Origin of the sequence: Haloferax sp. Atlit-12N, from assembly GCF_003383095.1 — an archaeon.
GTDB lineage: Archaea > Halobacteriota > Halobacteria > Halobacteriales > Haloferacaceae > Haloferax.
The window spans coordinates 984,255-1,005,292 of record NZ_PSYW01000001.1 but is presented as its reverse complement, the minus strand read 5'-3'; the positions used below and the strand labels follow the sequence as shown (position 1 = coordinate 1,005,292).

The window sequence follows — 21,038 nt, the reverse complement described above, 5'->3', positions numbered from 1 at the left end:
ATAGGAAAATGTTCCAACTTCTCGACTCACTTCGTTCGTCGCAGAAACATGGGCTCGGGCGGATTCGAACCACGCCGACTTCGCTCGGCTTCGCCTCGCTCGTCGTCAGGTTAGAATCGCCCTCGCGGAACAGATTTGTGACTCACCGTTCGGTTCGTCACAAAATCTGATGGGCTCGGGCGGATTCGAACCACCGACCTCAGCCTTGTAAAGGCCGCGTCATAACCAACTAGACCACGAGCCCTGCAACTCAATCGAACCGGTTCGCGCTCATAACGGTTTTCGTTTCGACCGGTCCCCGGAACCCTTAGACCCGCGGCGACCGTCACGTCTGGCAATGACCTCTCGCGCGCGAACCGCGCTGCTCGTCGTCGCGGTCGTCGTCGCAGTCGCGAGCGTCGCGTACCTCTCCAACCCCGCGGTCGTCCCCGGTTCGACCGACGACTACGAACGGACCACGCTCACCGTCGTCGACGACGAGACCGGCGAGACGCTGGCGACAGTCAACGCCCGCGTCGCCGACACCCGTGCCAAGCGCTTTACCGGCCTGAGCGACACCGAGTCGCTCGCCGAAAACGAGGGGATGTGGTTCGTCCACGACTCCTCGGGCACCTACGCCTACGTGATGCGCGACATGGACTTCCCGCTGGACATCGTCTTCGTCGCCGAAAACGGCACCATAACGCGCATCCACCACGCCGAACTCGACCCCGAGGGAACGAGCGAGTCCGACCTCACCCGCTACCGTGGAACCGGGAAGTACGTCCTCGAACTCCCCTACGGCTACACGAACGAAACCGGCATCGACGCGGGAGACCGGGTCGAAGTCGAATAGAAGCGAAACGCCCGAGGGGCCGGCGACCGTTGGCCCCAGTATGACAGCACACGTCGCGGCGCTCTCAGAACTCGAAGGCTGGCGCGCCGAGGAGTTCGCCGCGCGGGTCCACTACCGCGGGGCGGACGACGCCTACAGTATCGAGTACTACGAGCCGTCGGACTGCGTCCTCTACTGGAAGGTGAAAGGAGACGGCGAAGTCGCGGTCCCCGTCGGCCGCGACACGGTTCCCGACCCGCTTCGCGAGCGCGTCCGGCAGGACCTCGTCGAGGCCGGCATCGACCCCGACGTCGAAGAGCGAGTCGTCTGAGCGCCCCGGACGCACCCAACCCAGCCCGGCCCGACCCGGCCCGCCCCGGCACGGCCCCGCCAGTCGGAGTTGCTGTACGTCACGAATACTGATACGTAGATGGTATGCATCTCACAATATCTGTATTTGTGCCGACGTGTTGTAGTTGAGGAGGTGTCATGTCGACTCGACTCACGAGGAGAAGGGCGCTTCGCGGACTGTGCCTCGCCGCGCTGCCGGCGCTCGCGCCGGGCGTGTTGCAACTGAGAACCGACGAGGTGGTGCTTTCGGGATGCGCGAGCGTCACCGAACCGGGGAACTACGTCCTCGACGGCAACCTCGACTGTCTGGAGATTCTCGCCGACGACGTTCGCATCGACGGCCGGGGATACGCGGTCGTCGGCGAGACGACGATTTCGGGCAGTCGCGTCTCGATAACCGACATCGTGCTGACGAAGGGCGGCCGAGTCACCGGTTCGAACCGGGTGACGATAGCGGACTCGCAAGTCGTTGGCCATCCGGACGATTGGAGGCCACAGTTCGTTGTCGCGGACTCCTCACGCTGTGCGGTGACGAACACGAGTTTCTTCACGCCGAGCGTCCAGGGTGTGATTCTCGACCGGGTTGAACGAACCCGATTCGAGTCGTGTACGCTCGTTAGTCCGGTCGTGCTCACGCTCACGGATTCGCACCGAAACGAGTTCGTCGACTGCGAGTTCAAAACCGACACCATCCAGGTCTTGCTGTACGGGAGTACCCAAAACAGCTTCCAACGGAACCTAGTCGACGGAGAGGGTCCCGGGTTCAATCTCCGCGACAGCCACCGAAACCGCTTCGTCGAGAACGAGGTCGATATCATCATCGCCGGCTTCGAACTCGTCGGAAGCGACCGTAACGCGATTCACAGGAACGTCGTGACGACCGGCCTCTTGGCCCACGGCGTCACGCTGGAGGACTCTCACCGCAATCGACTCATCCAGAACGACCTCTGTGAGGTCAGCCAACAGCCGGTCGTCGAATCCGGCGGTTCGACCGGGAACACGGTCCGGAACGCCCGGTGTTAATCTACCGGCGGGCCGCTCCCCCACCCGAGTACTTTACTGCGAGCGCCCCCTGAACCGTTGTCGTGCCCCCTGATATCGACGATGACGACCCGTTCGAGGACCAACGAGCGCGGGTCGACAACCCGATGCGGCGGTTGTTCGCAGAGTACGGCCGCGAGAACACCTTCGAGTTCGTCGTGGGTGTCCTCGCGAGCGTCGCCGCCCGCGTGCTCGACCTCATGCCGCCCGTTATCCTCGGCCTCGCCATCGACGCCATCATCCGGCAGGACAAGTCGTTCGCGGCCGGCTTCCCCCTCCTCCCCGAGGCGTGGATAGCCCCGTACGTCCCCGCGGCCAGAGACGGTCAGTTCTTCTTCGCGGTCGGCATCATCGTGTTCAGTTTCACCGCCGGCGCGCTGTTCCACTGGCTCCGCAACTGGGGCTGGAACGCCTACGCCCAGCAGATTCAACACGACGTTCGGACCGACACCTACGACCGGATGCAACTGCTCAACATGGACTTCTTCGCCGACAAGCAGACCGGCGAGATGATGTCCATCCTCTCGAACGACGTGAACCGCCTCGAACGGTTCCTCAACGATGGGATGAACTCGTTTTTCCGCCTCTCCGTGATGGTCGTCGCCATCGCGGTCGTCCTCCTGTCGTACAACTGGCAACTCGCGCTCGTCGCCCTGTTGCCGGTGCCGCTCATCGCGCTGTTCACGTGGAAGTTCGTCGATATCATCCAGCCGAAGTACGCCGACGTGCGCTCGTCGGTCGGCAAACTCAACTCTCGACTCGAGAACAACCTCGGCGGCATCCAAGTCATCAAGACGTTCAACGCCGAGCCTCACGAGTCCGACCGCGTCGACGGCGTCTCGATGGACTACTTCGACGCCAACTGGGACGCCATCAACACCCGTATCAAGTTCTTCCCCGCGCTCCGCATCCTCGCGGGCATCGGCTTCACCCTCACCTTCGTCGTCGGCGGCCTGTGGGTCATCAACGGACAGGGCCCCGGTCCCTTCACCGGCGACCTCGCGGTCGGCGAATTCGTCACGTTCATCCTGCTCACCCAGCAGTTCGTCTGGCCGCTGGCCCAGTTCGGGCAGATTATCAACATGTACCAGCGCGCCCACGCCTCCAGCGCCCGCATCTTCGGCCTGATGGACGAGCCCGCGCGACTGGCTGAACAGCCCGACGCGCCCGACCTCACCGTCTCCGAGGGCCGCGTCGAGTACGACGACGTGACCTTCGGCTACGGCGACGGCGAGACCATCGTCGAGGACATCTCCTTCGAGGTCGACGGCGGCGAGACGCTCGCGCTCGTCGGCCCCACTGGGGCGGGCAAATCGACGATTCTCAAGCTCCTGATGCGCATGTACGACCCCGACGAGGGGAGCGTCGGCATCGACGGCCAAGACGTGCGCGACGTGACCATCTCCAGCCTCCGGGAGTCCATCGCCTACGTCAGCCAAGAGACGTTCCTGTTCTACGGGACCGTCCGCGACAACATCACCTACGGGACGTTCGACGCCGACGACGAGGCGGTCGTCGCGGCCGCGAAAGCTGCCGAGGCCCACGAGTTCATCTCGAACCTCCCCGACGGCTACGACACCAAGGTCGGCGAGCGCGGCGTGAAGCTCTCTGGCGGCCAGCGCCAGCGCGTCTCCATCGCCCGCGCCATCCTGAAAGACCCGGACATCCTCGTCCTCGACGAGGCGACCTCGGACGTGGACACCGAGACCGAGATGCTCATCCAGCGCTCGCTGGACGAACTCACGGCCGACCGGACGACGTTCAGCATCGCCCACCGCCTGTCGACCATCAAGGACGCAGAACAGATTCTCGTCCTCGAAGACGGCCGCATCGTCGAGCGCGGCACTCACGACGACCTCCTGTCGGAAGACGGCCTCTACGCCCACCTCTGGGGGGTTCAGGCCGGCGAAATCGACCAACTCCCCGACGAGTTCGTCGAGCGCGCCGCCCGTCGGCAGGCCGAGGTCGACGCCGGCGACGACTGAGGCTTCGCGTACCACTAAGGAGGGGGACGACACTTCTTTTCGCATGCGACTCTCCGAAGCCACCTGGACCGAGGTCGCTGACCTCGACGGCGACCTCGCGCTCCTCCCGGTCGGAAGCACGGAACAGCACGGCCCGCACGCGCCGCTCGGAACCGACGCGCTCAACGCCGAATCGGTCGCCGAGGCGGGTGCCGAGGCGTTCGACGGCGAGGTCGTCGTCGGCCCGACCATCCCGGTCGGCGTCGCCGAGGAACACCGCGCCTTCGACGGCACGCTCTGGGTCTCGCCGGATACCTTCCGCGCGTACGTCCGCGAGACCATCGAATCGCTCGCTCACCACGGCTTCGACCGGGTCGTCGTCGTCAACGGCCACGGCGGTAACATCGACGCGCTCGCGGAGCTCTGCCGGCGCGTCTCGCGGACGGGCGACGTCTACGCGGTCGCGTTCACGTGGTTCGACGCCGTCGGCGACCACTCCTCGGACATGGGCCACGGCGGCCCGCTAGAAACCGCGCTTCTCCGCCATACCTACCCAGAACTGGTCCGCGAGGACCGAATCGACGAGGCCCGCGCGGGCGGTGCCGACCGCTGGGGCGAGTGGGTCTCGGGCGTCAACCTCGCGCACGACTCCGACGAGTTCACCGGCAACGGCGTCGTCGGCGACCCCGCCGAGGGTGACGCCGAACGCGGCGCGGAACTGGAATCGCTCGCGGCCGACTCGCTCGCGTCGCTCCTCGATGCGGTCGAGCGCCGGCAACTCGACTAAACGGTCTGCGGACGCGGACCGGCGGTCAGTTTGCGGTCTGCGGACGCGGACCGGCGGTCAGTTTGCGGTCTGCGGATTACTCCTCTTCTTCGTCTTCCTCGTCCGCGTCGGCCGCTTCCGCCGCCTCCGCCGCCTCCGCGGCGTCGGTGAGTGCGCCGCGAAGCTGCGGCATCGTGTTGGTGAGTTCCCCGACGAGTTCGTGGGCCTCCTCGACCATCTCGATGAGGTCCTGAAGCTCCTCGATTGCCGCTTCGAGGTCCTCGGGGTCGTCGAACGCCTCGGCGCGCTGGCCGATGACGTACCACTTCTTGGCCTGTCGGACGTGTTCGGCCGCGCCCTCGACGTCGAGCGAGGAGCGGAGCCCATTGAGAACGCCGAGGACGTTGTCGGCCTCCGCGTCCCACACGTCGTCCGGGTCGGGCAGCGCCGACCGGGCCTCGTCGAGGTGCTCCTCGACGTCGGCGCGCATCTCCGCCGCCGCCTCTCCGAACAGGTCGTCGTCGCCGAGCGTGCTTTGACTCATGCTCTCACGTTCGGCGCGTGGGGGTTTAAAAACGACCCCGAAAGTGAAAGTGAAATCGAACGACTCCGCGGTCGTCGCGGGCGGATTCTCAGTCCACGTCGCCGAGGTAGACCGCGTCGTTTCCGTCGCCCATCTCGCCGGAGTCGCCATCGCTGAGTCGGTCGCCGAGCCGGTCGCCGAGCGGGCCGGGGAAGAACCGGACTCCGCCGAGTTCGTCGAGGGAGAGCCACCGTACGCCCGCCTGAACAGAATCCCGAGCTGTCGGTTCGTCCGGCTCGTCGCTCACCCGCTCGCACCAGAAGAAGTGGTCCACTTGATGGTCGTCGCCGCTGCCTTCGTAGTGTGTCGATGGCACGAACTCCCTGACGTACGCGAGCGACCCGACGGTGACCTCGTATCCGGTCTCCTCGTACACTTCCCGGCGGACCGTCTCCGTGAGCAACTCACCGCGCTGCTGGCCGCCGCCGGGCGCGACGTACCAGTCCTCGCCGTCGGTGCGGTACCGAATCGTCAGGAGTTCGCCGTCGCGGACGACGAGTCCGCGGGCGGCGCTTCGCGGCCGAGTCATTCGACCGACACGAGCTTCATCAGCGGGTAGCCGTCTTCCATATCCATGCGCGTCCGGACGCGCACGCCCTCGTAGTCGATTTCCATCTCGACTTCCATGAACCGCCCCGTGAGTTCCGTGTAGTCGGCGGCCGAATCGGCGAGTTCGGCGTCCAGCGCATCGTCGAGGATGTGCACAGAGACCGACTCGCAGTATGGTTGGTTCTCGATGGCCTCGGCCATGGCCCGTTCGAGGCTCCGGGCGCTGTCGGGCGAGACCGGCGTGCCGGCGAACTGGTGGTAGAGCGTCCCGAACTTGATGCCCGCCTCGAAGCAGGCCGTCTGCGGGTCTGTGACCATACCCGGAACTCCGTCGCCCTCGGGTAAAGTTCGGCGGTTTGAGGGGTCTCGTGAGCGCGAACCGGTCCTTACTTAGCCTCTCTTGTTAGAACTTACACCGAATGGACCAGCCGGTTTTGCTGACGGGGGCTGGCGGGCGCGTCGGTCAGGCGATACTAGGGCACATCGGCGACGCCTACGACTGGCGGCTACTGGACCGCGAGCCACTCTCCGACGAGAAGATTCCAGACTCGGTCGACTCCACGGACGTGTACGTCGCCGACGTCACCGACGAGGCCGCCGTGCGAAACGCCATGGACGGCGTCGAGGCCGTCATCCACCTCGCGGGCGACCCGCGTCCCGAAGCGCCGTGGGACAGCGTCCTGCGGAACAACATCGACGGCACCCAACAGATGTTCGACGCCGCCGTCGATACGGGCGTCGAGAAGTTCGCGTTCGCCTCCTCGAACCACGCCGTCGGGGCGTACGAGACGATGGACCGGACGCCCGACATGTACCGCCCGCACCACGAGTTCCGACTCGACGGGACGGAACTGCCGCGCCCGAGTAACCTCTACGGCGTGAGCAAGGCCGCCGGCGAGACGCTCGGTCGGTACTACCACGACCACCACGACATCTCGGTCGTGAACGTCCGAATCGGCAATCTCACTCAGCACCATCCGCCGAAGGAGTACGAGCGCGGACAGGCGATGTGGCTGTCGTACCGCGACTGCGCGCACCTCTTCGAGTGCTGTATCGAGGCCGACTACGACTACGAAATCGTCTACGGCATCTCCGACAACGACCGCAAGTACTACTCTATCGACCGCGCCCGCGCGGTGCTCGGTTACGACCCGCAGGACAACTCCGCCGAGTTCACCTTCGAGGGCGAACCGCTGGACGAGGCCTGATTTCGGCGTCGGCACCTCGATTTTCGGCCCCGTTGAACTCTGGTTCTTCAGATGAATCGCCGTGTGGTACAGACAGTCAGTAGACGTACGAACACCTTCCCACCGAAACTGTAATGAGAAATGTAGCTCAATTAACAGTATGGCTAACCGTTGGCTCCTCTTGGGATACGGCCTGCTCTTTACGGGGGTCGCAATCGGTGCCGTCTCCCAAGGCGAGGTCTTCATAGCCGCCATCGCAGTTAGTCAGACCGTCTTCGGTCTCGGTGGCTTCTGGTGGAGCACGACTCACGACAGGGCCGTGCGTTGGAGCACTCCCAGAGACGGTGCGTTACTACTGGCGAAGATCGCCTTTGCGTTAGTCGGAGCAATTGCTGTGACTGCCCTCGTAACGATACTGCTCCCGTTTGGTGACTACAGTCCACGAACCATAGGGCGAGTCATTCAGGTTGGCGTATTCTATGCTTCGTGGGCGCTTTTGATATTTAAACTCGTATTTGGCGAGTATATCCCTCGGAAGGCATTCGAAAATAGCGGGGCGTAGTTTCGTTACGTGTGGACGTTCGGGAGTACCGAAGACAGCACGTCCGCTGCGGAGTTCGAAACGCCCAGCGCCGCTTTCACTCGAACAGGTCGCTCACGTCGTCTTCGCGCCGTCGCCGTCGGCTGACGTGCTCGCTCAACCGCTGAAACACCAGCCCGCGCTGTGCCTCGTTGCGAACGAAGTCGAACACCATCGCCGTGAACTGCGTCTGCGCCCCGTCGGCGACCTCCTCGCGGGCGTACCCGACCGCGTCGGCGACGACTGACTCGTCGTAGCCGTCCAGTTCTTCCGCGAGCGTCTCGGCCGCGACGACGACCGCATCGAAATCGAGGTCGTCGTACGTGACGACCCGCTCGTCGAGTCGGAGCGCCAGCGGGTCGTTGGCGACGGCGGGGTCGTCTTCGAGGCGCGCGAGAAACGCCCGGACCTCGGCGATGTCGACGCCGCGGTAGTCGTCTGCGAGGCCGTCGAGGTACTCCTGCGCGCTTCGGGCGAGGCCGACCGCGCCCGATTCGTTGCCATCGCGGGCGTGGTGTACTGCCGCGGTGAACTGGATGAGCCCGTGGAGGAACCGCTCGTCGTCGCCCCCGCGTTCGAGCGAGAGCCACTTCGTCTCCCACGCGCCGTGGGCCGCTCGGTACGCGCCCGCGTTGTAGATGGCGACGCCTGCGCGAAGCGAATCGTCCATGCGAACCGTTCGCCGTCCACGAGTAAAGATTCCGCGAAGACCGGGCTCTCCGGCCGTAGGCCTTGCATACTTATGCCTCTCGGGAACATATGTGGTATGATAGCATATGAATGCCCTCGAAACCCTCGTCCGAGGTGTCGAACGATGACCCAGTCCCCGGTTTGTATCCGCTGCGGTGAGCAGTATCTGTTCACACGGGCGTACAAAGGCAACTACTGTCGGGACTGCCACGGGTCGTGGGCCGCGAAGCCCCGGTCCGAGGAGACGCCTCGTCCCCGTCCACAGCGGTCGCGCACGACCTCGTCGGTCCGCCGCCGCGAGGACGACGAGCGGTCGCCAAGCCTCGAACCGCCCTACGACGAGGCGTAAACTCGCTTTTCGCGGTCAGGACTGCCGAGAGCGTTCGGCGTTCCGTGATTTCTCCGACCTCGCGATTCGCATTTTGACGCCGGTAGGCTCCCGTTAGCGACGGTTAGGCGCTGATTTTCCCCGTCAATTGACCCGACCGGTGGCTCTATACGCCGCCCGGACGAGCGCTACCGAAATGTCGTCCGAGTCGATTACCGTCCATCTCGTCGGGGACTCCACCATGGCCGATAAGGAGGCGAACGAGCGCCCCGAAACCGGCTGGGGAATGCCCTTCGCCGACCGCTTCGACGACGCCGTCGCAGTGGCGAATCACGCCCGAAACGGCCGGAGCACTCGCACGTTTCTGGAGGAGGGCCGCTGGCGTCCCGTCGTCCGCCAGTTGACCGAGACCGACTACGTGTTCGTCCAGTTCGGCCACAACGACGAGGTGCCGTCGAAAGAACAGCACACGACCGAGGCGGCGTTCGTCGATAACCTCGGGAAGTTCGTCAGCGAGACGCGCGAGCAAGGGGCGACACCCGTGTTGCTCACGTCTATCGCGCGCCGTCACTTCGACGACGACGGCGTCCCGAAAGACACCCACCGCGAGTACGCCGACCTGACGAGAACCGTCGCGCGCGACCGCGACGTCCCGTTTATCGACATGGACGAGCGAACACGGTCGATCTTGGCGGAACTCGGCCCCGAAGCGTCGACGGCGCTCTACAACCATCTGGAGCCGGGCGAACATCCGAACTATCCGGACGGAATCGTCGACGACACGCACTTCAGCGAGCACGGAGCGCGCCGCATGGCCGACTTAGTGCTCGACGGGGTCGAAGAACTGGACCTCGGACTGGCCGCCCACGTCGAGTCTGACGAGCGCTGAACCCGCTCGTAGCGAAGTCGCTCGCCGTTCAGGCTTCCGTAGAGAATATGAACCGACCCCAGAGAACAGACGGCTCTCGAAGGTCAGTTCCAAAGAGAAACGTCCTGACGGAGTTTCAACGAGGAACGGACTCCTCGCTTCGCTCGTCGTGTAGTTCTAGAGAGAAACGTCCTGACGGAGATTTGAACTCCGGTCCCTGGCTCCGCAAGCCAGGAGGATAGTCCACTACCCTATCAGGACTGTCTTGCTGCATTCTTCGGTACTCGACGGTTACTTAAGACGGTTACGATGTGAACTCCCAGTGAACCGCGGGACCACAGCACGAGGCGGGCGTCGAACGCCGGGCACGCGGCACCGACCCAGCGCTACCGAACTGTCGTCTCTCGCGCTGATTTCCGCCGCCTCTGCCGCCTCGACGACCGCGTGTGCCGCACGCAAGGACTTTTTCGCCGGCGAGCCTATCCCCGTGCGTGAATCGACGCGCGCTCCTCCTCGGAACCGCCGGACTGTGCGCCTCGCTCGCGGGGTGCGCGAGCGGCGACAACGCGGCCAAGCAGTCGACCGCGAGCACCGAGACCGCGTCGCCGACGCCGATGGAGACACCCCGCCGTCCGCGACTCGTCGGGCGGACGCTCACGCCCGTCCGCGCCGACGCCTGTCCGGCCGATGGGGCGCTCGCGACCGAGACCGAGACCGGGTTCTCGGTCGTCGGCTGTGTCTCGGGAGCGACCGAGTGTACTATCGCCCGACTCGCGCGGGCCGACTACGACGCGGAGTCGGATACGGCCACGCTCGTCGTCGAGGCCGTCGAGCGGGCCGACACGAAGAACTGCGCCGAATCGGCGGTCGTTCGCGGCTACGAGGCGACGCTCCGGTTCGAAAGCGGCCTCCCCGGCCAGGCGGTCGTCGTCCACGACGACGCCGACGGTCGTCGTGAGGTCGCCCGCATCGACGCGGACGCCTGACGGTCCGAAGATTCAAATCCGAGGCCGCGGCCACCCTCGCTATGTCGCTCGATTTGCGCGGTCGGTCCGGTGGTCCAATCCGGAGGAAAACAACGCTTAAGCGCCGCCCTTCCCTGTTCGTCCATAGTATGAGTACGACGTTTGGTCTGCCGCGACGCGCGCGCTTCGTTCCGGGAGGTGACGCCTGATGGGCGTCATTCGGGAGGTCTACGACGACCTCGACACCGATGTCGAGTTCGAGAAGTTCGAGGCGGCAGTCAACGACAAGGTCGAACAGATGGGCGGCCTCGCCGACGAGGAGACGGCGGCGATGCTCATCGCCCACGAACTGCGCGACGAGGAGGTCAACGGCATCGCCGACATCGAACCCGGCATGGAGGACGTGAAGTTCCTCGCTAAGGTCGTCAGCATCGGCGAGGTTCGGACGTTCGAACGCGACGGCGAGGACGAAGACGGGCAGGTCGTCAACATCGAGGTGGCCGACGAGACCGGCCGCATCCGCGTCTCGCTGTGGGACGAGATGGCCGCCGGCGCGAAGGAGAACCTCGAAGTCGGCACCGTCCTCCGCATCGGCGGTCGTCCGAAAGACGGCTACAACGGCGTCGAAGTCAGCGCGAGCAAGGTCGAAGAGGACCTCGACGCCGAGGTCGACGTGCAGGTGCTCGACACATACCGCGTCGAGGACCTCGCACTCGGCCTCTCGGACGTGAACCTCGAAGGCAAGATTCTGGACACCGGCACCATCCGGACGTTCGACCGCGACGACGGCACCGAGGGCCGCGTCTCGAACCTCTCGGTCGGTGACCCGACCGGTCGCATCCGCGTCACGCTCTGGGACGAGCGGGCGGACCTCGCCGAGGAACTCGAAACCGGCCAGTCTGTCGAAGTCGTCGACGGCTACGTCCGCGAGCGCGACGGCTCGCTCGAACTCCACGTCGGTTCCCGTGGCGCGGTCGAAGTCATCGACGAGGACATCGAGTACGTCCCCGAGACGACCGATATCGAGTCGCTCGAACTCGGCCAGACGGTGGACATCGCCGGCGGCGTCATCGAGGCCGACGGCAAGCGCACCTTCGACCGCGACGACGGCTCCGAGGGACAGGTCCGCAACATCCGTGTCAAGGACGGCACCGGCGACATCCGGGTCGCCCTCTGGGGCGAGAAGGCCGACGCCGACGTCGACCTCGCGGACTACGTCGTCATCACCGACGTGGAGATAAAAGACGGCTGGCAGGAGGACCTCGAAGCCTCCGCAGGCTGGCGGTCGTCGGTCACCGTGATGGACGAAGCCCCCGAGGGCGCGGCCGGGACCGATGCCGGCGATTCGGCACCCAGTCCGCCGAGCGACCAAGGTCTCGGCGCGTTCTCCGGCGGCGGGTCGTCCGGCGGTTCGTCCGAGTCGTCCGGTTCGTCCGACGACACGTCCGCCGCGAACGGCGGGTCCTCGTCGGACGCGACAGCGACCGAGTCCGCCGGCGAGTCGGTCGAGTTCACCGGGACGGTCGTGCAGGCCGGGACCCCGGTCATCCTCGACGACGGCACGCAGACCAAGACCGTCGACACCGACGCCGACCTCGGCCTCGGCGACGAGGTGACGGTCTCCGGCACGGAGACCGACGGCCGCATCAGCGCCGAGACGGTCGAAGTTCACACCGGCGCACAGCGTTGACATCCTCCCCGCGCTAAAGCGTGAGGATTCCTCCGTTGGGGGTTCGGCTACCGACCCACGGAGGCAACTTGCGGGTTCGTGCGCACTTCTTTGGGACTTTCGTGAGGGTATGGTTCCCCCGACCAGTCGTGGTCGTCCCACTCGAATCGCACGGGCCGTGCCATCGGCCTGAGTTCGCAATTGCTGTTTTCCCGAAGGAACGTCTCTGACGCCGTGAGGTCGGCGTGCCCCTCGAAGCCACATGGACACGTCAGCGTATCCTCGTGGCGAACCGTCTTCTCGTGGTCGCCACACTCGGGACACGTCTGACTCGTCCACGCTTCCGACTCGGCTTCGAGGCTGATGCCGTACTCCTCACAGACGCACGCGAGACGGTGGATGAACTTCTTGAACGCCCAGAAGTTGTGCGTCTTCTCGTTCACCCTGACCGACCAGTGCGTTTTCAGCACGTCTGTCAGGTCGCCCACGTACACCGTCGCCACGCCCTCGTCGTACAGCCGTTCAACGAGGTCGAGCACCAGCGCGTTCTGTGCATGGTCACGACGCTTCGTCCGCTGTCGGTACAGCCGTCGAATCCGCTTCGAGGAGTAGCGACCCTCTCGAAGTTTTGACTGGAGGCGGGCGATTTCGTCTGTCGTCTCGCGGAACCGTCCGAACAACTCACGACCGTCGTAGAGGTACTGGTTCCCAGTAGTCGTGGAACACGCGACGAGATTGTTCGCTCCAACGTCGAGGGCGGCTTCTTCCGAAGCCAGTGGTGAATCCAGTCGAGAATCAGGTACGGTGACTGGTTGAAAAGCCCTGAACGTGTCGCTAACCTCGTCGTACTCAAGTTCCAGACGACCCTGTTTGCCGTCCCACTTCGGGTTGCCTCGGACTTCGAGGCGGAGTCGTTCGTGGTAGCCGAGTCCGTATTCGTCTTTCAGTTCTTGCCCGACAGGGATTTCGAGACGGCTACGTTTCCCCCACTCAATCGTGTACTGGTTGCATCGGATGTAGGTACGGAGTTCGCGTCCGTCCTCCTCGTTGCCCCAGTACGACGGTGGGTTGGCGTACTCGCCTTTCTCCTTGAGGGCGAAGAACGACCGCCACGCTTCGCTGTTCTTGCGCGTGACCTGTTGGACAGTCGCGCTTCCGATGACACCGTTGTAGCGTCCTCGGTACTCGGAAGTGTCCCACACGTCGCCGTCACCGAAGTAGTTCTGACGACGTTCGTAGGTCAGTTCGTTCCACAGAGAAGCGGATGCATCGAGTAGCCGTAGGAGGCACTCTTTGTCGTTCTCGGTCTGTGGCACGACCTTGAAGGTGTTGACGCGCTTCATGCGTCGTCACCCTCCTGTTCAGCGATGTAGCGTTCGACAGCGCCTTTCGATGCGCTCCCCGCCGTACCGACGTAGTACGAACGAGTCCACTTCACGCGGTCGTCGTACCGCTGGTTGTACTTGCGGGCGGAGATGCCCTTCACCCAGTTGACGATGAGCGACGGGGCGTTCTTCGGTGGACTCCCGATGAACAGGTGTACGTGGTCGGGCATGACCTCGGACTCGGCCAGTTCGAGGCCCTTGTCCTCACATATTTCCGCGAAGATGGATTCGAGACGTTCCTTCGTCTTCCCCGTCAGGTGCGAACGCCGATATTTCGGCACGAACACTATGTGGTAGTAGAGTTCGTATTTCGCGTGACGGGTACTCTTCACCATCTATGCATACTATCATGAGCGGGCGGCTTAAAGATTGCGTTGGAACCCCGTCTATGCCATCGTCGGCGGTTGAATACTGTTGGTCGGCTTCATCCCCGTCGCCAGATGTAATCTGGCGGGCAACCAGAACGCACCGCGTTCTGGTGACGCCCTGAAGGGCGAGGCTTTCGCCTCGAATTTTCCGTAACGACGACGAAACGACAGCGCGGCAAAGCACCGAAGCGCCGAAGCGACGGTCGGTCGCCCATCGCCCCGTCGTCGTCGGGCTATCGAACCCGACTCATCGTTCGTCCGGGTTTTCGGGGCTCTCAGAGCGAAATCCAACCGCTCGGGAGCGCTGCGTGCGATAAAATACAGAAGGGGCCGCGACGGAAAGGATTATACGCCGCACGGACCCGATATGTGGGTATGAGTGTCGAGCTACCGTTCGCCCCGGTAGACGCGATTATCCGGCAGAACGCAGGTGAGTTGCGAGTGAGCGCGGGCGCCGCCGAGGCGCTCGCCCGCCGGATTCAGGACCACGGCGCAGAACTCGCGATAGACGCCGCCGACCGGGCGACGGCGGACGGTCGTAAGACGTTGATGGCCGAGGACTTCGGCGTCCAGCAGGTCGTCGGCCGCGACGAACTCCTCCTCCCTATCGCCCCCATCGACCGCATCGCTCGCCTCCGAATCGACGACCGCTACCGCGTCGCGATGGACGCTCGAATCGCCCTGGCCGATATCCTCGAGGACTACGCCGTCAACGTGGCGGGCGCCGCCGTCAAACTCGCCCACCACGCCGACCGGCGGACGGTCCAATCCGAGGACATCGAGACCTACTTCTCCCTCTTCGAATAATGCAATTCGGCTACAGCGAAACGTGTCTCGACCACGACACCGGGCCGCGACACCCCGAGACGGCTGACCGCCTCCGCGCGATACGACGCGGGTTGGCGAAGCGCCACGGCGTCGAGTACATCGATGCGCCCCCCGCCGAGAAATCCACCGTCGCGGCCGTCCACGAAGACGGCTACGTCGACGAGTTCCACGACTTCTGTCGCGACGGCGGCGGTAACTGGGACCCCGACACCGTCGCCGTCGAGGCGTCGTGGGACGCCGCGCTCACCTCCGCCGGCCTCGCGGAGTGGGCCGCCCGCGCCGCGCTCGACGGCGACGACGGCCGCGACACGCCGTTCTCGCTCGGTCGCCCGCCGGGCCACCACGCCGTCGAGGACGACGCCATGGGCTTTTGCTTCTTCAACAACGCCGCCGTCGCCGCGCAGGCGGTCATCGACGACGGCCTCGCCGAGCGCGTCGCCATCTTCGACTGGGACGTCCACCACGGCAACGGCACGCAGGACATCTTCTACGACCGCGGCGACGTGTTCTACACGTCCATCCACGAGGACGGCCTCTACCCCGGCACGGGCGAGGTCGAAGAGGCCGGCGAGGGCGACGGCGAGGGGACCACTCTCAACGTCCCGCTCCACGCCGGCGCGGGCGACGCCGACTACGTCTACTCGTTCGACGAGGCGGTCGCCCCCGCAGTCGAGCGGTTCGACCCCGACCTGTTCATCGTGAGCGCCGGCTTCGACGCCCACCGCCACGACCCCATCTCGCGGATGCGCGTCTCGACCGAGGGCTACGCGATGCTCACCGAGTGCGTCCAGGACCTCTGTGAGGCGACCGACGCCGCCATCGCCTTCGTCCTCGAAGGCGGCTACGGCCTCGACACGCTCTCCGAGGGCGTCGCGACCGTCCACGAGACGTTCGACGGCCGCATCGCGATGGAACCCGACGAAGACCCCGACGAGAAGAACGTCGAACTAGTCGACGAGGTGCGCGCCGCTCACGGTCTCGGCGCGAAGTAGCGACCCAACTCGGCGCCGAACGACTCGGCGAGCGCAGCCACGTCGTCGCCGACGAGCACGTCGTAGCCGTCCGTTTTGAGCGTCGATTCCACGTGTTTTCCGAGCGCCACGTCGAACAGCGCGTCGCTTTCGAGGAAGCCGGTCGCCGAGGTGAACTCCCGTTCGCGCTCGACCACGTAGCGGTCGCCGTCGAGGAACGGTCCGTAGTGGTCGTCGCCGTCCTCGTACGCGCCGTAGAACCCCTCGGCGTGCTGGCGGACGTGGACCGGCGGCCCCTCGTGGCGCTCGACCGCAGGACGCTCGGCCACCGAGAGTTCGGCGAAGAGGACCGCCTCGCCCTGGCCCTCGCCGTCGGTATCGGTGTCGGCGAACGTCGCGCGCCGGAACACGTCGAAGCCGCGTCTATCGAGGCCGTCGGCGACGCCGGTCAGCGACTTTCTCAGTTGCGGGTAGAGCTGGTCGTCCACGAGGTCCGGGCAGTCGAAGACAACGGCGACGGTCGTGGTCCCGCGTCGGTCGAGGTGGCTCCGAACGCCGTCGGCGTCGAGCGCCGGTGGGTCAGGCCGGAAAAAGAGCGATTCGCGCGGGTCAGCGAGCAGGTCGCGAGCGTAGTGCTGGAGGCGGGCGACGTTCTCAGCCGAGCAGACCGCGGCGACGTTCCGCTCGGGGTCGGTCGGGTCGATTACGACGAGCGGGTCCGAAAAGCTCCGTGTCCCGTGGTCCTCCGGGTCGAACTCGACCTGCGGACTCCAGTCGGCGGCCGCCCGGAGCAACGATTCGAAGCCGCCGTGTTCGACGACGAGGAGTTCGGCGAGATAGCCCGAGAAGCCCTCGGTTCGGAGGTCGCTCCCGTACGCACCGATACCCTTCAGAAATCGCTTGAAGACGCGCACGTCGGCCGCGAGGTCGTCGTCGAGGCGCTCGGTCAGGTAGGCGTTGTGAAACGGCGTCCGGTCGACCGCCGAGCGGATGTCCGAGGCGGTGGGCACGTCGTAACAGGGGACGAGGTCCACGTCGAATCCGTCGTAGTCGCCTTTCACGTAGGGGTGTTCGGCGTACTCCTCGTGGCCGTCGGGGAGGACGGCGTGGCCGACTTCGAGGCCGTACGTCTCGAGCTCCTCGCGGTCGAGGTCGGCGGGAAAGCGCACGAACAGGTCGATGTCGCGGTCGCCCGAGAGCCACGTGCCGCGGGCGGTGCTGCCAACTTGGAGCGCGTCGGCCTCCACCGGCAGGTCCGCGAGGGCGTCGTGGACACGGGATTCGAGGGCCGCCGCGGCCGCCGCGAGCGCCCGACGCTCTGCCTCGTCGGGGTCGATACGCTCGCGGACCGCGGCGACGACCGCGTCGAGGTCCGAGTTCGTCATGCCCGCTGATTTCCCGCGGGCGGGCGAAAGCGTGACGGTGCTCCCCCGACCGCGTCAGGCGGTGGCACCCGCCAGCCGTCGGTTAAAAACGAAAGCCCTATCAAGAAACATCGAATACGAGAGAGTGCAGACGAAAGCCGCCGTAGCTCAGTTGGTAGAGCACCTCGCTGTTAACGAGGTTGTCCCAGGTTCGAGTCCTGGCGGTGGCGCTTCTCCGTTTCTCACGCTGACGAGCGTCTCGTCTCCGATTCGTTGGCGACGGCTTCTGATAAGACATAAGAGGGACGACGGGAAAGAATCGACCGAGGGCCCTTAGCTCAGTCTGGTCAGAGCGCTCGGCTCATAACCGGGTGGTCATGGGTTCGAACCCCATAGGGCCCATACGTTCTTCATACGGACCCGAGCCTACAGCGCATCGTCTGATTCTGTACGATATCGCCTCTGTCCCGACCGTTCGCAACACGAGTGTTCTGCTCGGTAGATGTGAGTCGAACAACTCTCTTGACGGAGTCCGCCGCCACCCAGTCTGTAGAGCCGACGGCAGCGGCCGGGCGACTACCTGCGAACCCTGTTCTGACCGCGCTCCAGCGCCGCCCGTCTTTGACCGGAGTAACGACCCGGTAGTGATCCGCGTAAATCGACACTTACGAGACGTCGCACCAATCGCTCAAAAATACATAACGGATATGGTATATAATGGCTATCTCTCGCCGACGAGTAGATTCGTCGCTCCACGACGTGTGTCCTTCTCACACGCATCATTCAGCGTTTTAGAAGCAATCTAGCTAATTTAGCAAACGATGTTTTAGGCCACACGAAAAATTGTTTGTTCTCGGATAAGTATTAAGTGGCCTCAGCCCCAACTACTGATTGTAATGAGCACGCAGAAGTCTGTCCTCAAGGAAGCAGGTAGCGTCGGCGACAACCCGGTCCGTCTCGACACTGAGAAGGCCGAACAGATAATCGAAGCGCTGAACACCGACCTCGCGGACGCCTACGTCCTCTACCACCAGCTCCACAAGCACCACTGGAACGTCGAAGGTGCCGAACACCTCCGCATCCACGAGTTCCTCCAGGAGGCCTACGAGGAAGTCGAGGAGGCCGCGGACGAAATCGCAGAGCGCCTCCAGTCCATCGGCGGCGTCCCCCACGCCAGCATGCCGGCGCTGAGCGAGGCGGCGACCGTCGAGCCCGAGGACGAGGACGTCTACGACATCCGCACGTCGCTCTCGAACGACCTCGAGATGTACGGCGACATCATCGAGAGCTACCGCGAACACATCGAACTCGCCGCGGGTCTCGGCGACCACGCGACGGCGCACATGCTCCGCGAGCAACTCATCGAAATCGAAGAACACGCCCACGTCATCGACCACTACCTCGAAGACGACACGCTCGTCCAGTAAGCACCGCCGCCGACGCGTCGGAGGACGACGCCCCCGTTCCGACGTTCGACGCTTTTTGCCGAGCTGCCAGCGCCGTTCAGCGACGGTGCTCGTCAGGTCCACACTCCGCGCAACCGGTTCGAACGGAGTTACTGCGTCACGTCGACGGTCACGTCGCTCGAAATCCAGCCGTCGCTGTTGCCCGACTCCATGAACACCGATTTCCCCGGACCGCCCTTGCAGACGGATATCTCGGGGGAATTGGGTCGGTCCGGTTCCGACGCGGATTCAGCGTTCGACTGCGTACCAGCGGCCATTACGAGGGTTTAGGGAAACCTAAAACAAAAAGGGTGCGGTTCCGCGGCGGTATTTGCGTGCTATTTGTTGACAATCATCAGTGCCGGGGCGAATTTACTGCGACGCGTTCAACTCGTGGGGCTTTCGGGAGAGAGTTGCGACGCCGATTCGGTCGCCTCGGTCGCTTCGCCGCGGTTGTCGCCCCCGCGGAGCAGCGTCGCCGCGAGCCGTTCGGCAACCGTCGGGCTGACGTTTCCGACCAGTTGCATCGCCTCGTGCTCGTGGTCGTCGACGCCGAGCACGTCCCGACAGAACCGCGAGAGAATGCGGTAGGTGTCGTAGAGTTCTCCGGCCGTGTCGCGCCCTTCGTCAGTGAGCGTCGCGCCCTCGTAGGGCTCGTAGCGAACGAGCCCCTTCGCGTCGAGGTTCTGGAGGCGCTCCGTCGCCGCGGGCGGTGAGCGGTCGAGCGCGTCGGCGACGTAGCCCGGCGAAATCGGCGTCTCCTCGCCGTCCTCCCGCTCGGCGATGTACAGCGTGAGGAGGTACTGCGGCGCGCCGATCATACGCGGCGGACGAGGTGGTCGCGAACAGTCCGCTGACAATCCACGCAGACGCCCACCACGCGGGCCGCGGCCGTCAAGACCGGATAGTCGGTCGCGCGGTCCTCGTAGAGATACTCAGCGAGAAACCGGTGGTCGATTTCGACCGACGCGGTGTGGCGAGTCGCCCCGCCGAGATGCCGCTGTCGCTCGTGGACCACCCGGTCACACGCCTCCCGGTGGTCAGCGAGCGTCTCGTGACGCCGCCGGAGAGCGTCGAACCCCAGTTTCGAAAGCGGCGTCGCGTCCGCCCGCCCCAGCCAGTTCTCGCACTCGTCCAGCACGGCGAGCGTCGCTCGGAGTGACCGTTCCTCGGCGTCGAGCGCCCGGCACATCCCGTCGAGGCCTCGTTGCCGGTCCGTCGCCGCCGACACGACCGCCTCCTTGACCGCCGGTGTGAAGCGGCTCCCGGCGTCCGGGGAGAGCGCCGTCGCGACTTCCGGGCCGAACTCCTCGCGAATCGTCACCGCGAGCGGCTCGGACTCGTTCACGTCGGAGACGCTGTGCGGCCGTATCGTCTCCGCGAACAGCTCGCGCACCTGCCGTCGCCCCGTGCCAGTGCCGGCGTCTCGTCGCGTCGTCGTCGGGACTGGCGCGGTCCCGCACGCGGTCGCTCGGGCCGTCCCTGCCGGCGGGCGGTTCGACTGTGCGGCGAGCTTTCGAACGCGCCGTTCGAACCGCTCGACTGCCCGCCGCTTCGCCAGCACCTGTTCGCGCTCGCGTTCGACGCGGTCCAGCGCGTCCCTGATGCCCGCGGTGCGCTCAGTGTTCATCTCAGTCTCCCTGTGAGGGTGCCGTCGCCGCGGTTGCCTCGGAATCCGCTCTGGTCATACCATTTAGGCCAACCTAAAACAACATAGTGTCTTCGGTTTTTAGGCCATCCTAAATGGAAGTGACACGGGCGTTCCCACGCATCGAACGTTAGTCGGTCACTCGTCGGTCCCGTCCGGGCGTTTCCCCTCCGGAACGCCCCAGCCGAGTTCGGTGAGCGACGCCACACAGACCGCCGCGACCACGACGTGCATCAGCATCAGTACGAGGACGCCCGGTACCGTCGCTCCGGGGTCGACGTACAGGAGTCCGAGGTCGGGTGCGAAGGACGCCACGAGCACCGCGACGGCGACCCTGAAGAACGTCCGGTCCGCGTCCGCGACGCGGCCCGCGAGCAGCCCGTAGACGAACGTCGCCGCGACCGCACCGGCGGCCGAGAGGAACACGACCGGCGGGTACGAAAGCGGTGCGAACGGTTCGACGAGGCCCGTTTCGAGGACGAGCGTCAAGAGGAGCGCGTTCGCGACGGTTGCGACCGCCGCGGTCGCCGCTCCGCGACGCATGAGGTCCGTCCACGTCGGGCGGACTGCGGGTGTCACAGTTGCCATGTCATCACATAGCACTCCGTGGCTGATGAATTTACGCGTCTTCGGTGGTTCGTGATTCTCGGTGAGTCCGACGTGTGGGTCGGCGG

Annotated in this window: 25 protein-coding genes and 4 tRNA genes; 16 read left to right on the top strand and 13 right to left on the bottom strand. The window is 65.0% G+C overall.

The window, feature by feature from the left end; translation table 11 throughout:
* Positions 1–170 precede the first annotated feature (170 nt).
* Positions 171–244 (bottom strand) — tRNA-Val (locus C5B90_RS05195).
* Between the two features lie 93 nt (positions 245–337).
* Here C5B90_RS05195 and C5B90_RS05190 point away from each other — a divergent pair.
* The 5 genes from C5B90_RS05190 (at position 338) to C5B90_RS05170 (ending at position 4,957) form a co-directional block, all read left to right on the top strand.
* Positions 338–835 (top strand): DUF192 domain-containing protein, encoded by a 498-nt coding sequence (locus C5B90_RS05190; RefSeq protein ID WP_115879629.1) that lies wholly within the window; start codon positions 338–340, stop codon positions 833–835.
* A 40-nt stretch (positions 836–875) separates the two neighbouring features.
* The gene (locus C5B90_RS05185; protein WP_115879627.1) at positions 876–1,145 is read left to right on the top strand and encodes a hypothetical protein; all 270 of its coding nucleotides are present in this window, start codon (positions 876–878) and stop codon (positions 1,143–1,145) included.
* Positions 1,146–1,303: 158 nt separating this feature from the next.
* Positions 1,304–2,188, top strand: a complete 885-nt coding sequence (locus C5B90_RS05180) for a NosD domain-containing protein (protein WP_115879625.1) — start codon at positions 1,304–1,306, stop codon at positions 2,186–2,188.
* Positions 2,189–2,313: 125 nt separating this feature from the next.
* Positions 2,314–4,191, top strand: a complete 1,878-nt coding sequence (locus tag C5B90_RS05175; protein ID WP_394337535.1) for an ABC transporter ATP-binding protein — start codon at positions 2,314–2,316, stop codon at positions 4,189–4,191.
* Positions 4,192–4,234: 43 nt separating this feature from the next.
* Positions 4,235–4,957 carry a creatininase family protein gene (locus C5B90_RS05170; RefSeq protein ID WP_115879621.1) on the top strand — a complete coding sequence of 241 codons (723 nt, stop codon included), beginning with the start codon at positions 4,235–4,237 and terminating at the stop codon, positions 4,955–4,957.
* A 76-nt stretch (positions 4,958–5,033) separates the two neighbouring features.
* Here the strand turns inward: C5B90_RS05170 and C5B90_RS05165 are convergent, their stop codons facing one another.
* The 3 genes from C5B90_RS05165 to C5B90_RS05155 all read right to left on the bottom strand — a co-directional run bounded on the left by C5B90_RS05165 (position 5,034) and on the right by C5B90_RS05155 (position 6,386).
* Entirely contained in the window at positions 5,034–5,480 is a 447-nt protein-coding gene (locus tag C5B90_RS05165; protein WP_115879619.1) for a DUF5790 family protein, read from the bottom strand.
* A gap of 88 nt (positions 5,481–5,568) precedes the next feature.
* Positions 5,569–6,048 (bottom strand): NUDIX domain-containing protein, encoded by a 480-nt coding sequence (locus C5B90_RS05160; protein ID WP_115879617.1) that lies wholly within the window; start codon positions 6,046–6,048, stop codon positions 5,569–5,571.
* Positions 6,045–6,386 (bottom strand): dihydroneopterin aldolase family protein, encoded by a 342-nt coding sequence (locus C5B90_RS05155; RefSeq protein ID WP_115879615.1) that lies wholly within the window; start codon positions 6,384–6,386, stop codon positions 6,045–6,047. Before C5B90_RS05155 ends, C5B90_RS05160 begins: the two co-directional genes overlap by 4 nt.
* A gap of 101 nt (positions 6,387–6,487) precedes the next feature.
* Between C5B90_RS05155 and azf the strand changes: the two genes are divergently transcribed.
* Together azf and C5B90_RS20755 are read left to right on the top strand one after the other, a co-directional pair.
* Entirely contained in the window at positions 6,488–7,276 is a 789-nt protein-coding gene (azf, locus tag C5B90_RS05150; protein ID WP_115879613.1) for an NAD-dependent glucose-6-phosphate dehydrogenase, read from the top strand.
* 139 nt (positions 7,277–7,415) lie between these two features.
* A complete protein-coding gene (locus C5B90_RS20755) occupies positions 7,416–7,817 on the top strand; it encodes a hypothetical protein (protein ID WP_199517442.1) in 402 nt (133 codons plus the stop codon).
* Between the two features lie 76 nt (positions 7,818–7,893).
* On the opposite strand, the gene C5B90_RS05140 is transcribed toward C5B90_RS20755, so the two are convergent.
* Positions 7,894–8,505 carry a DUF309 domain-containing protein gene (locus tag C5B90_RS05140; RefSeq protein ID WP_115879611.1) on the bottom strand — a complete coding sequence of 204 codons (612 nt, stop codon included), beginning with the start codon at positions 8,503–8,505 and terminating at the stop codon, positions 7,894–7,896.
* A gap of 144 nt (positions 8,506–8,649) precedes the next feature.
* On the opposite strand from C5B90_RS05140, the gene C5B90_RS05135 reads away from it, so the two are divergent.
* Positions 8,650–8,874: a hypothetical protein gene (locus C5B90_RS05135; protein WP_084816536.1), complete on the top strand. Its 225-nt coding sequence runs from the start codon at positions 8,650–8,652 to the stop codon at positions 8,872–8,874.
* Between the two features lie 175 nt (positions 8,875–9,049).
* A complete protein-coding gene (locus C5B90_RS05130) occupies positions 9,050–9,742 on the top strand; it encodes a rhamnogalacturonan acetylesterase (protein WP_115879609.1) in 693 nt (230 codons plus the stop codon).
* 167 nt (positions 9,743–9,909) lie between these two features.
* Here C5B90_RS05130 and C5B90_RS05125 read toward each other — a convergent pair.
* Positions 9,910–9,982 (bottom strand) — tRNA-Arg (locus C5B90_RS05125).
* A gap of 230 nt (positions 9,983–10,212) precedes the next feature.
* On the opposite strand from C5B90_RS05125, the gene C5B90_RS05120 reads away from it, so the two are divergent.
* Both C5B90_RS05120 and C5B90_RS05115 read left to right on the top strand, forming a co-directional pair.
* Complete coding sequence (locus tag C5B90_RS05120; RefSeq protein WP_115879607.1) at positions 10,213–10,707, top strand: hypothetical protein; 495 nt, start codon at positions 10,213–10,215, stop codon at positions 10,705–10,707.
* Positions 10,708–10,894: 187 nt separating this feature from the next.
* Positions 10,895–12,376, top strand: coding sequence for a single-stranded DNA binding protein (locus C5B90_RS05115; protein ID WP_115879605.1), 1,482 nt, complete (start codon positions 10,895–10,897; stop codon positions 12,374–12,376).
* A 47-nt stretch (positions 12,377–12,423) separates the two neighbouring features.
* On the opposite strand, the gene C5B90_RS05110 is transcribed toward C5B90_RS05115, so the two are convergent.
* Together C5B90_RS05110 and tnpA are read right to left on the bottom strand one after the other, a co-directional pair.
* Positions 12,424–13,698, bottom strand: coding sequence for an RNA-guided endonuclease TnpB family protein (locus C5B90_RS05110; RefSeq protein WP_115879603.1), 1,275 nt, complete (start codon positions 13,696–13,698; stop codon positions 12,424–12,426).
* Positions 13,695–14,075 carry an IS200/IS605-like element ISHla16 family transposase gene (tnpA, locus tag C5B90_RS05105; protein ID WP_115879602.1) on the bottom strand — a complete coding sequence of 127 codons (381 nt, stop codon included), beginning with the start codon at positions 14,073–14,075 and terminating at the stop codon, positions 13,695–13,697. The genes C5B90_RS05110 and tnpA overlap by 4 nt, the downstream gene beginning before the upstream one ends.
* Before the next feature lie 408 nt (positions 14,076–14,483).
* On the opposite strand from tnpA, the gene C5B90_RS05100 reads away from it, so the two are divergent.
* A complete protein-coding gene (locus C5B90_RS05100) occupies positions 14,484–14,915 on the top strand; it encodes a histone (RefSeq protein ID WP_115879600.1) in 432 nt (143 codons plus the stop codon).
* The gene (locus C5B90_RS05095) at positions 14,915–15,928 is read left to right on the top strand and encodes a histone deacetylase (protein ID WP_115879598.1); all 1,014 of its coding nucleotides are present in this window, start codon (positions 14,915–14,917) and stop codon (positions 15,926–15,928) included. Before C5B90_RS05100 ends, C5B90_RS05095 begins: the two co-directional genes overlap by 1 nt.
* Here the strand turns inward: C5B90_RS05095 and cca are convergent.
* Complete coding sequence (gene cca / locus C5B90_RS05090) at positions 15,907–17,292, bottom strand: CCA tRNA nucleotidyltransferase (RefSeq protein ID WP_115879596.1); 1,386 nt, start codon at positions 17,290–17,292, stop codon at positions 15,907–15,909. The two genes, C5B90_RS05095 and cca, sit on opposite strands and share 22 nt — an antisense overlap.
* 136 nt (positions 17,293–17,428) lie before the next feature.
* On the opposite strand from cca, the gene C5B90_RS05085 reads away from it, so the two are divergent.
* From C5B90_RS05085 to dpsA, 3 genes are all read left to right on the top strand, one after another.
* Positions 17,429–17,501: transfer RNA gene (locus tag C5B90_RS05085), tRNA-Asn, on the top strand.
* Between the two features lie 97 nt (positions 17,502–17,598).
* Positions 17,599–17,673 (top strand) — tRNA-Ile (locus C5B90_RS05080).
* A gap of 494 nt (positions 17,674–18,167) precedes the next feature.
* Positions 18,168–18,698, top strand: a complete 531-nt coding sequence (gene dpsA / locus C5B90_RS05075) for a DNA starvation/stationary phase protection protein DpsA (protein WP_004065235.1) — start codon at positions 18,168–18,170, stop codon at positions 18,696–18,698.
* Positions 18,699–18,826: 128 nt separating this feature from the next.
* Here dpsA and C5B90_RS20750 read toward each other — a convergent pair whose 3' ends face one another.
* From C5B90_RS20750 to C5B90_RS05060, 4 genes are all read right to left on the bottom strand, one after another.
* Positions 18,827–18,994 (bottom strand): hypothetical protein, encoded by a 168-nt coding sequence (locus C5B90_RS20750; protein ID WP_199517441.1) that lies wholly within the window; start codon positions 18,992–18,994, stop codon positions 18,827–18,829.
* A gap of 108 nt (positions 18,995–19,102) precedes the next feature.
* On the bottom strand, positions 19,103–19,537 hold the full coding sequence (locus C5B90_RS05070; protein ID WP_115879594.1) for a metal-dependent transcriptional regulator: 435 nt from the start codon (positions 19,535–19,537) through the stop codon (positions 19,103–19,105).
* On the bottom strand, positions 19,534–20,346 hold the full coding sequence (locus tag C5B90_RS05065) for a hypothetical protein (RefSeq protein ID WP_115879592.1): 813 nt from the start codon (positions 20,344–20,346) through the stop codon (positions 19,534–19,536). Before C5B90_RS05065 ends, C5B90_RS05070 begins: the two co-directional genes overlap by 4 nt.
* Positions 20,347–20,502: 156 nt before the next feature.
* A complete protein-coding gene (locus C5B90_RS05060; protein WP_115879590.1) occupies positions 20,503–20,952 on the bottom strand; it encodes a DUF6069 family protein in 450 nt (149 codons plus the stop codon).
* Between the last annotated feature and the right edge of the window lie 86 nt (positions 20,953–21,038).

What these genes read in the sequence shown, in the direction of transcription:
- C5B90_RS05190 (WP_115879629.1), top strand. Translation starts at nt 338, where the DNA reads ATGACCTCTCGCGCGCGAACCGCGCTGCTCGTCGTCGCGGTCGTCGTC.
- C5B90_RS05185 (WP_115879627.1), top strand. Translation starts at nt 876, where the DNA reads ATGACAGCACACGTCGCGGCGCTCTCAGAACTCGAAGGCTGGCGCGCC.
- C5B90_RS05180 (WP_115879625.1), top strand. Translation starts at nt 1,304, where the DNA reads ATGTCGACTCGACTCACGAGGAGAAGGGCGCTTCGCGGACTGTGCCTC.
- C5B90_RS05175 (WP_394337535.1), top strand. Translation starts at nt 2,314, where the DNA reads ATGCGGCGGTTGTTCGCAGAGTACGGCCGCGAGAACACCTTCGAGTTC.
- C5B90_RS05170 (WP_115879621.1), top strand. Translation starts at nt 4,235, where the DNA reads ATGCGACTCTCCGAAGCCACCTGGACCGAGGTCGCTGACCTCGACGGC.
- C5B90_RS05165 (WP_115879619.1), bottom strand. Translation starts at nt 5,480, where the DNA reads ATGAGTCAAAGCACGCTCGGCGACGACGACCTGTTCGGAGAGGCGGCG.
- C5B90_RS05160 (WP_115879617.1), bottom strand. Translation starts at nt 6,048, where the DNA reads ATGACTCGGCCGCGAAGCGCCGCCCGCGGACTCGTCGTCCGCGACGGC.
- C5B90_RS05155 (WP_115879615.1), bottom strand. Translation starts at nt 6,386, where the DNA reads ATGGTCACAGACCCGCAGACGGCCTGCTTCGAGGCGGGCATCAAGTTC.
- azf (WP_115879613.1), top strand. Translation starts at nt 6,488, where the DNA reads ATGGACCAGCCGGTTTTGCTGACGGGGGCTGGCGGGCGCGTCGGTCAG.
- C5B90_RS20755 (WP_199517442.1), top strand. Translation starts at nt 7,416, where the DNA reads ATGGCTAACCGTTGGCTCCTCTTGGGATACGGCCTGCTCTTTACGGGG.
- C5B90_RS05140 (WP_115879611.1), bottom strand. Translation starts at nt 8,505, where the DNA reads ATGGACGATTCGCTTCGCGCAGGCGTCGCCATCTACAACGCGGGCGCG.
- C5B90_RS05135 (WP_084816536.1), top strand. Translation starts at nt 8,650, where the DNA reads ATGACCCAGTCCCCGGTTTGTATCCGCTGCGGTGAGCAGTATCTGTTC.
- C5B90_RS05130 (WP_115879609.1), top strand. Translation starts at nt 9,050, where the DNA reads ATGTCGTCCGAGTCGATTACCGTCCATCTCGTCGGGGACTCCACCATG.
- C5B90_RS05115 (WP_115879605.1), top strand. Translation starts at nt 10,895, where the DNA reads ATGGGCGTCATTCGGGAGGTCTACGACGACCTCGACACCGATGTCGAG.
- C5B90_RS05110 (WP_115879603.1), bottom strand. Translation starts at nt 13,698, where the DNA reads ATGAAGCGCGTCAACACCTTCAAGGTCGTGCCACAGACCGAGAACGAC.
- tnpA (WP_115879602.1), bottom strand. Translation starts at nt 14,075, where the DNA reads ATGGTGAAGAGTACCCGTCACGCGAAATACGAACTCTACTACCACATA.
- C5B90_RS05100 (WP_115879600.1), top strand. Translation starts at nt 14,484, where the DNA reads ATGAGTGTCGAGCTACCGTTCGCCCCGGTAGACGCGATTATCCGGCAG.
- C5B90_RS05095 (WP_115879598.1), top strand. Translation starts at nt 14,915, where the DNA reads ATGCAATTCGGCTACAGCGAAACGTGTCTCGACCACGACACCGGGCCG.
- cca (WP_115879596.1), bottom strand. Translation starts at nt 17,292, where the DNA reads ATGACGAACTCGGACCTCGACGCGGTCGTCGCCGCGGTCCGCGAGCGT.
- dpsA (WP_004065235.1), top strand. Translation starts at nt 18,168, where the DNA reads ATGAGCACGCAGAAGTCTGTCCTCAAGGAAGCAGGTAGCGTCGGCGAC.
- C5B90_RS20750 (WP_199517441.1), bottom strand. Translation starts at nt 18,994, where the DNA reads ATGGCCGCTGGTACGCAGTCGAACGCTGAATCCGCGTCGGAACCGGAC.
- C5B90_RS05070 (WP_115879594.1), bottom strand. Translation starts at nt 19,537, where the DNA reads ATGATCGGCGCGCCGCAGTACCTCCTCACGCTGTACATCGCCGAGCGG.
- C5B90_RS05065 (WP_115879592.1), bottom strand. Translation starts at nt 20,346, where the DNA reads ATGAACACTGAGCGCACCGCGGGCATCAGGGACGCGCTGGACCGCGTC.
- C5B90_RS05060 (WP_115879590.1), bottom strand. Translation starts at nt 20,952, where the DNA reads ATGGCAACTGTGACACCCGCAGTCCGCCCGACGTGGACGGACCTCATG.